This is a genomic window from Mycobacterium sp. E740, assembly GCF_001672895.1.
Lineage (GTDB): Bacteria > Actinomycetota > Actinomycetes > Mycobacteriales > Mycobacteriaceae > Mycobacterium.
On the sequence record NZ_LZKP01000026.1, the window covers coordinates 1 to 6,610 of the forward strand.

Genomic DNA, 6,610 nt, shown 5'->3' on the forward strand with positions numbered 1-6,610 from the left:
CCGTTCACCCCTTCACCCCTTAGATCGACGGTCTCGGCGGGCGATCATTGTGTTTGCTCGTCGTCATCGAGAAGGGTGAACTTCACCCCGGGCTGCCCGCGGTATTCGACGGACTCGACGGCGATGCGCCCGTCGACTTCCAGGTACGTCAGCGCCCCGTCGAGCAGCGCGCGGTTGCGGTCGACCCCCAAGGCCCGGCGCACCGCGGCACGCGATAGCGTCCGCCCTTCGGCTCGTTCCAGCGCGGCCACGATGAGCGCGGCTACGCGGGCGACGTCGGCGGCCTCGGCGTCAGCGACGACACGGGACTCAACGACTTTGCGCCGCCCAGCCGCCTCGGCGGTGCGCACGTTGCGCCGGGCGGCGTCGGCGGCGATCTCGGCGCGCACGTCGTCGCGGGTGCGGTCGGACACCGCCATGACAGTCGAGGCCAGCTGCCAGTCCTCGGCGGTGATCTCGTCGTGTCGGCGCAGCCGCGCCAGCGCAGCGGCGATCTTGAGCTGACATAGCAGCCGGTGCCCGTCGAGCGGGTCGGTGCCGGGGGTGCCGCGCAGCCTGGCGGTGCCCGCGGCGTCGATGGCCGCCGACGCCTCGGGCGGGATCGCCACCACGATGAAACTGTCGGGGTCGGCGGGTTCGTGCAGTTGATCCGCCCAGCGCTGCGCGAAGAACTGCCTAGGGGCGTCGTCGTCGGGTAGCGACCAGGGCGGCAGCCGCAGCGGCGGCGGGACGGCTCGGGGCCGCTCGATCGGCGCGCCGGGGTCGTTGACGGGCAGCCACACGAACCGCTGCGGGGTACCGGCGTCGGCGTCGTCGAGCAGCGGCGCGGCCCGCAACGGCTGCACCCCGACGACCATGCACAGCCGGTAGCGGTGCGGCTGCAGCACCACGGCTTTCGACGGGTCGGCGTAGTCGTGGCCGACCCGTTCGCCCGACCAGGCCGACCGCAGTTCGGCCCACAGGCTCGACCCTTGCATCGACCCGGCAGCGGTCAAGGTGTCGACCTCGGTGATCGTCGCGACGGCGTTCCAGCGTTTGCCGCGCTGTTGTGGCCCACCTTTGGCCCGGACGTCGACGTGTGCGTAGCACTTGGCGATGCCCTGGCCGCTGCCCGGTTTGACCGCGTCCGGCGTGCCCGGTTCGCATTGCAGCCAGTCTCGGGCGGCGGCGATGGCGGCGCTTTTGGTGCTGCCGGATGGCCCGCACAGCCCGACGTACAGGTTGGCGCTGCCGTGGCTGCCGATGACCGGGGGCAGCACGACGAATGGCGGAATGGTGGCGGCGGCCAGTGTCAGGGCTCCGCCCAGCATCGCCCACGGTCCGACCCGCCTCGCCCGCGCGTAGTCGCGGCACGCCCGCAGTTCGTCGCATGCGCTCCAGAAGGCCTCCGCGGCGTCGTCGTCAGCGTCGCCGGTCGGCGGAGGCGGAGGCCCCGGCGGCCCGTCGTCGGGCCTGCGGCCGTCCACGGGTCGCGGCCCGACAACGGCGGCAGGCGGGTAGCGCTGCGGTTCGGCCCGCCCTGACTTCCAGCCCGAATCGAAGGTCGCCTCAAACGCGCGCGGCCCGTCGTCGGCGAGCAGACCATTGTTCTGGCAGGCGTCGCGGGCCGCGACGTAGACGGCCTCGCGGTCGGCGTCGGGAAACTGACCCCAGCGGTGGGCGAACCGGTTGAGCGCGTCGTTGCGCTGACCGCGTCCCGTGGCGGCGAGTTCGTCGGCCGACGCGGCGATACCGCGTTCGATCCACCGCATGTTCTCGCCCACGGCGGGCGCTGCGGCGCTCGACGTGCTTCCGATTCGGCGCGTCTGTGCCCTGGCGGCCTTGGCGGCCCGGGTCTGCCCGGAAGCCCAGTCGATGTATGGCCCCCAGTCGTTTCGGTCGCGGGCCGACTTTCTCGCCGTCGCGGCCTGGTCGGGCGGCAGTGGCGATTGGATCAGTTCAATCAACGCGTCGTCGAGTTCGTCACTTACACTGTGGTCAGCGATAATTGGCGTCGCGGAGGTGGCCGCCCCCCTCAAGGGGCGGCTTCTTTCATTTGGCATTGGGCACCGCCTCAACGCAGCGTCGGCATAATCCGCGGGCGCGGTCGCGGGTTCGGGTCAGCACCCGATCGCAGTGTCGGCATCGTGATGTCCACTCCGGTGCCGCGCTCACCGTGCACCGCCGCTCAGCAACAACAGGGATGCAACCCTTTCCAGCTGCTCCGGTGTTGGATCAGGCCAAGTGGAAACGACCCGCTGGGCGTGTTCAGCTAGTCCCTGGTAATCGAGTGCTTGTCTGGCCGCGACGAGTTCGGGGTCGTTGGGTTGTCTACTTCGGGTGAGTGCTGCGACTCGCGCTCGGTGGTGGGCGACGGTTTTGCTCGGCATGGACGCGCTCCTGGCGTGTGGTATCCACACACCCGCTGGGGCGTCTTAGAGCGCCGGTGCTAACCCTGTCCGGCCGGGGGTCGCCCGATTCGCGTCCGGCTCGACCGGACATCTGCGACGTGCCTTAAAGGCTAGCAGCTAATCCGGCAAGGGATATGTGCGCAATGCCGTTGGCGGCGAGCGTGTCCAGCACCGGGATCAACTTCTCGCGCCGGGCGGGCACGGTTGTCCCACAGTCGCACCTGAATTCCCACCGGATGCGTGCACCGCCGCGCTGGACCGGCGCATCGTCGGTCAGCGTCGTCATGATGCTCGGGCCATCACGTCGCGGCATCTTCTCATACCAGCCCACGGCCTCGCTGTGCAGGAACGTCGCTATCGGAACCTTGCGGCCGGGATGGCGGTCGCAGAAGATGAACACCTCGTCCGCCATCGTCAAACCTTCGGGGCGACGTCAACGTATTCGCCGAACCGTTCCCACTCCGCAGCAGTCGGGTCGGCGCGATCTTTGAACCACGGCCCCCGGGGCGCGGGCAAGATAGTGATGCTCATGATCTCGTCAATGATCTTGCCGCGGATATCGGGTGAGCAGTCAGCCCAGTAGGCGCGGGGGTCGTCGGCGGCCAGCATTCCGGCCGCGGGGCCGTGGTTGGACGCTGCGGCGATCTGGCGGTCGATCGCGTCCCGCTGTGCGCGATGTTCGGCAGTGGCAGAACGCAACTGGCTGTCGTCGATGTCACCAGCAACTGCCATCCTCGCGAGCTTGTCCATGCGGGCCGCCAACCCGTCGCGCTGTGCTCGCAATGCCTTAACGTCCACGTCGCGGCCCCCGTTGAGCATCGCAGCCAGCTTCTTGCGCGTCTTGGGCCTCGCGAACCACGCCAGCACAAGCGCCTCCACGTACTGGTCGAGCAGCACGCCATTGCGCGCGGTGTGCGACGACGGCCGACAGGTGTAGACCATGCCGCGATCCTTACCGCCGGGCTGCACCGCGTAGACCCGTTCCCCGCAGGTTTTGCAGCGCGCCACGCCGCTGAGCATGTGGCGTTTCTCGAAGGAGACGGCGGGCCGTCGATGCGGGTCGGACAGGTAGGCCACGAGGCCCTCATGCGTCGCCTCGTCGATGATCGCCTCCCATTCACCGCGCAGTGGTTTACCGTCCTGACTGACCACCGTGTCGCGATGGGTGACCAGCCCCGTATACAGCGGGTTAAGCAGTGTGCGGCGAACCTGCAAGCTGGTGAACTTGTTACCCCGCGTGGTCGTCAACCCGCGTGCATTCCAGTCAATCGCTATGCCGCGCAACGATTTCCCGGTCAGAACGTCGGCCGCCGCCTGCTGCAACGCGGTCGCTTCGGGTTCATACCGCTGCCCGTCGAGGGTATAGGCGAACTTGCGCAACCCGGTCTTCACCCACTTGCCCGCGGCCCGGCGCTGCTCATTGGCTCGACGCTGGCGCTCCCCTTTGTGCTCGACCTCCTGACGGGCAACGCTGCCGAGAATGCGCGCCATCATCCGGCCCGATGGGGTGTCGAGCCTCAGATCGCCCGCGGTGACGGTGCGAAGCTCCACCCGGCGACCTTCGGCAATGTCGATGACCCTTTCGAGGTCGCGCATGGACCGATAGAGGCGGTCGGGATGCCAGCAGATCAGCGCCCCGAACTCACCGCCCTGCATCGCGTCGAGCATGGCCTCGAAGCCAGGGCGCGACTTGCCGTTGTATGCGGAGATGTCGTTGTCGTCGTAGTGCTTGACGACCTCCCAGCCCAGCCGCTGGGCGAGTGCTTCACAGTCGGCGAACTGGCGCGCCACCCCTAGGGCTTCGCCGGTGTGGTCGTCGGAGATGCGGGTGTAGATCGCGGTGCGCATGCACTAGACTTTAGTGCATCAACTCGACATTACGCTTGAGCGCCGCGTAGACGGAGACACCCTGCGTCATGGGGAGCAGCGCAGTCACATACGTCATGGCATCGGGAGCGGGGCGGATCGTCACAGTGCGCTCGCGCTCCGCGCGCACGGCGCGGTCTACCACAGCCTGCGGGTCGAGTTGGTATGCAATGGCTTTCGCGGTCGCGGCGATCCGCTTGTCGCCTTTGCCGTCGAGCTCCGATTGGTCCGCGCACATCTGCGCATCGAGTTTGCCGCGGTCTTCGACGGTCAAGCACGCAGATTCGCGGACGATCAAGGTGGCGCGCCACTCCGAGAGCGCGCCCGCCTCCAGGGCGGCCAACGTGTGGGGCATTTCGTGAACCAGCGCTCGGGCGAAACCGAGATGACGTCCGCCGCGGTTGGGAGAATCGTGGCGGGCGAGCGCGATTTCGCTGGCCAGACCGCGGCCACGCTTGGCGGCGGGCACGCCCTCGGTGGCCTCACGAGCACGGCGCTTCTCGTCGAGTGCCGCGGTCAACCGGGCCTGTCCGGCGGCGGCGACGCACTTGAGATGCTCGAGTTCGGCGATGCAGTCGACCAGCGTCGCCTCATCGGCTTCGAGGTCGATGACAGCCAACCTTTCGAACATGTGTGCGATTATGCCACGTCCCACTGACAAGTGCAGCGCCCTTCACCACACCCCGGGCACCAAGCGATAGCGCACCTCTTTCAGGTACTCGTCGTAACCGTCGAGTTGCTGACGCAGTGCCTTCTCCTCGTCGAGGATTCGGGCCGCTAGGACCAGCACGGCGGGAACGACCATGAGCAAGCCCCAGTACGAGTCCAGCGCAATCGGCATGCCGAGCATCATGATCAGAGCCCCGGCGTACATCGGGTGCCGCACTACGGAATAGAGCCCGGTGGAAACGACGGGCTGCTCGGCCTCGACAGTGATCGTCGCTGCGGCGTAGTTGTTCTGGATCACCACCAACTCCGAGAACAAGAGGCCGATCAGCACCAGAGCGTTGCCGATCACGACGACTGCCATCGGTACCGTCGACCAGCCGAACCGGTGGTCGAGAGCGCTCAGGACGCCGAGTGCGACAGCAGAAAGCATGACTCCGACGACGATGAGCTTCTGTACCGGACGGGTCTCCGCCCAGGGGCCCGACGTCATACGTCGCTGCAGTGCGTCGGGGTACCTCACCGCCAGATAGACGGTCGGCGCCATGGTGGCGACGATGAAGACCGCGATGAAGACCCACGCCTGCCAATAGTCGAATGTGCCTGCGGGCAGGAACAACACTGCACCCATGAACAGGATTCCGCCGGCCGTCGACGCCAGCAGTTGGAGAACGAGTTTCACGGCACCTCCGCTTTCTCAGATCACGTCGCGCCGGCGGTAGAGGGCCCCTGCGAGCAACGTCAAGGCCGCTGCGACGACGACCATGACGGCCAGCACGGTGGTGGGGTAGTTCATCGGCGCGGTCGTGCGCCCGACCGGTGACAGGTCGAGTAGCCAGCGCGGCAACCGCAGCAGCGCACCGAGATACAGCGATGTGACGACGAAAACCACTGCCAGCCAACCCAACCGGGGCCGCTGGAGCGCGACGGCGAGCGCCGCGACGGCCGCCATCACGGCCATTGCCGGAAGGAACGCGAGTCCGGCGAGGGTCAGCCGCAGCACGGTAGCCGGTTCGCCGACGGTGAGGCCCGCACCCAGTCCGTTGCCGAAGCCGGCGGCCAACATCAGAACGGCCGACCCGATCAGCGCCGATACCACCGCCGATCCCAACCAGCGCCACCGCGACACGGAGCCGGCCAGCACCACTTCGCCGAGCCCCTTCTCCTCGTCGCCGTGCACGCGCAGCACGGCGCCGACGGCGTACGCGGTGGCCGCCGCGGCGAGGAACTGCGTCATCACCGTATGCACGCTGTCAGTGCCCTGCTGGGCGATGACGCGCTGTATCACGTCGTTGCCCTTGGCCGCTTCGAGCAGTGACTTGGTCATGGAACCGAATGCCAGACCGCCCAACAACAGCCCGACGCCCCACCCGATGGTCTGGCCCCGCTGCAGCGTCAGGTGCAGACCGAGCACACCCTTGATCGGCCGTGCGTCGGGATGCTCGCCGGCGGACCGAAACGTGCTGTCGTCGTACTGGCGCCGGCGCTCCAGCACCGCTGCCAGCGCCGTCAAACCGATGGTCAGCACGACCAGGAAGGCGAACGGCCACCATCTCAGGTCGACGAACGCGCGCATCTGCTGCGCCCACGCGATGGGTGAGCACCAACTCAGCACGCTGCCCGAGTTTTCGATGACGTCGCCGATACCGCGGACCAGGGCGGCGACGGCGAGCACAGCCAGCGCGGCG

At 67.9% G+C, this 6,610-nt stretch carries 4 protein-coding genes and 2 pseudogenes; all 6 read right to left on the minus strand.

Going from position 1 to position 6,610, the window contains the following annotated elements; genetic code table 11:
• Positions 1 to 44 precede the first annotated feature (44 nt).
• The gene (locus A5663_RS02360; protein ID WP_156744297.1) at positions 45 to 1,946 is read right to left on the minus strand and encodes a hypothetical protein; all 1,902 of its coding nucleotides are present in this window, start codon (positions 1,944 to 1,946) and stop codon (positions 45 to 47) included.
• 547 nt (positions 1,947 to 2,493) lie between these two features.
• Positions 2,494 to 2,802, minus strand: coding sequence for a hypothetical protein (locus A5663_RS02370; RefSeq protein WP_068143508.1), 309 nt, complete (start codon positions 2,800 to 2,802; stop codon positions 2,494 to 2,496).
• A 2-nt stretch (positions 2,803 to 2,804) separates the two neighbouring features.
• A complete protein-coding gene (locus tag A5663_RS02375; protein ID WP_068143511.1) occupies positions 2,805 to 4,238 on the minus strand; it encodes a recombinase family protein in 1,434 nt (477 codons plus the stop codon).
• A 31-nt stretch (positions 4,239 to 4,269) separates the two neighbouring features.
• A pseudogene (locus A5663_RS02380) lies at positions 4,270 to 4,887 on the minus strand (DUF222 domain-containing protein); the annotation flags it as partial.
• 42 nt (positions 4,888 to 4,929) lie between these two features.
• Positions 4,930 to 5,604, minus strand: coding sequence for an isoprenylcysteine carboxylmethyltransferase family protein (locus A5663_RS02385; RefSeq protein ID WP_068143512.1), 675 nt, complete (start codon positions 5,602 to 5,604; stop codon positions 4,930 to 4,932).
• Positions 5,605 to 5,619: 15 nt separating this feature from the next.
• Positions 5,620 to 6,610, minus strand: a pseudogene (locus A5663_RS23235) (ABC transporter); the annotation flags it as partial.

Excerpts from the sequence above, each read along its gene's own strand:
- A5663_RS02375 (WP_068143511.1), bottom strand. The coding sequence starts at position 4,238 with ATGCGCACCGCGATCTACACCCGCATCTCCGACGACCACACCGGCGAA.
- A5663_RS02370 (WP_068143508.1), bottom strand. The coding sequence starts at position 2,802 with ATGGCGGACGAGGTGTTCATCTTCTGCGACCGCCATCCCGGCCGCAAG.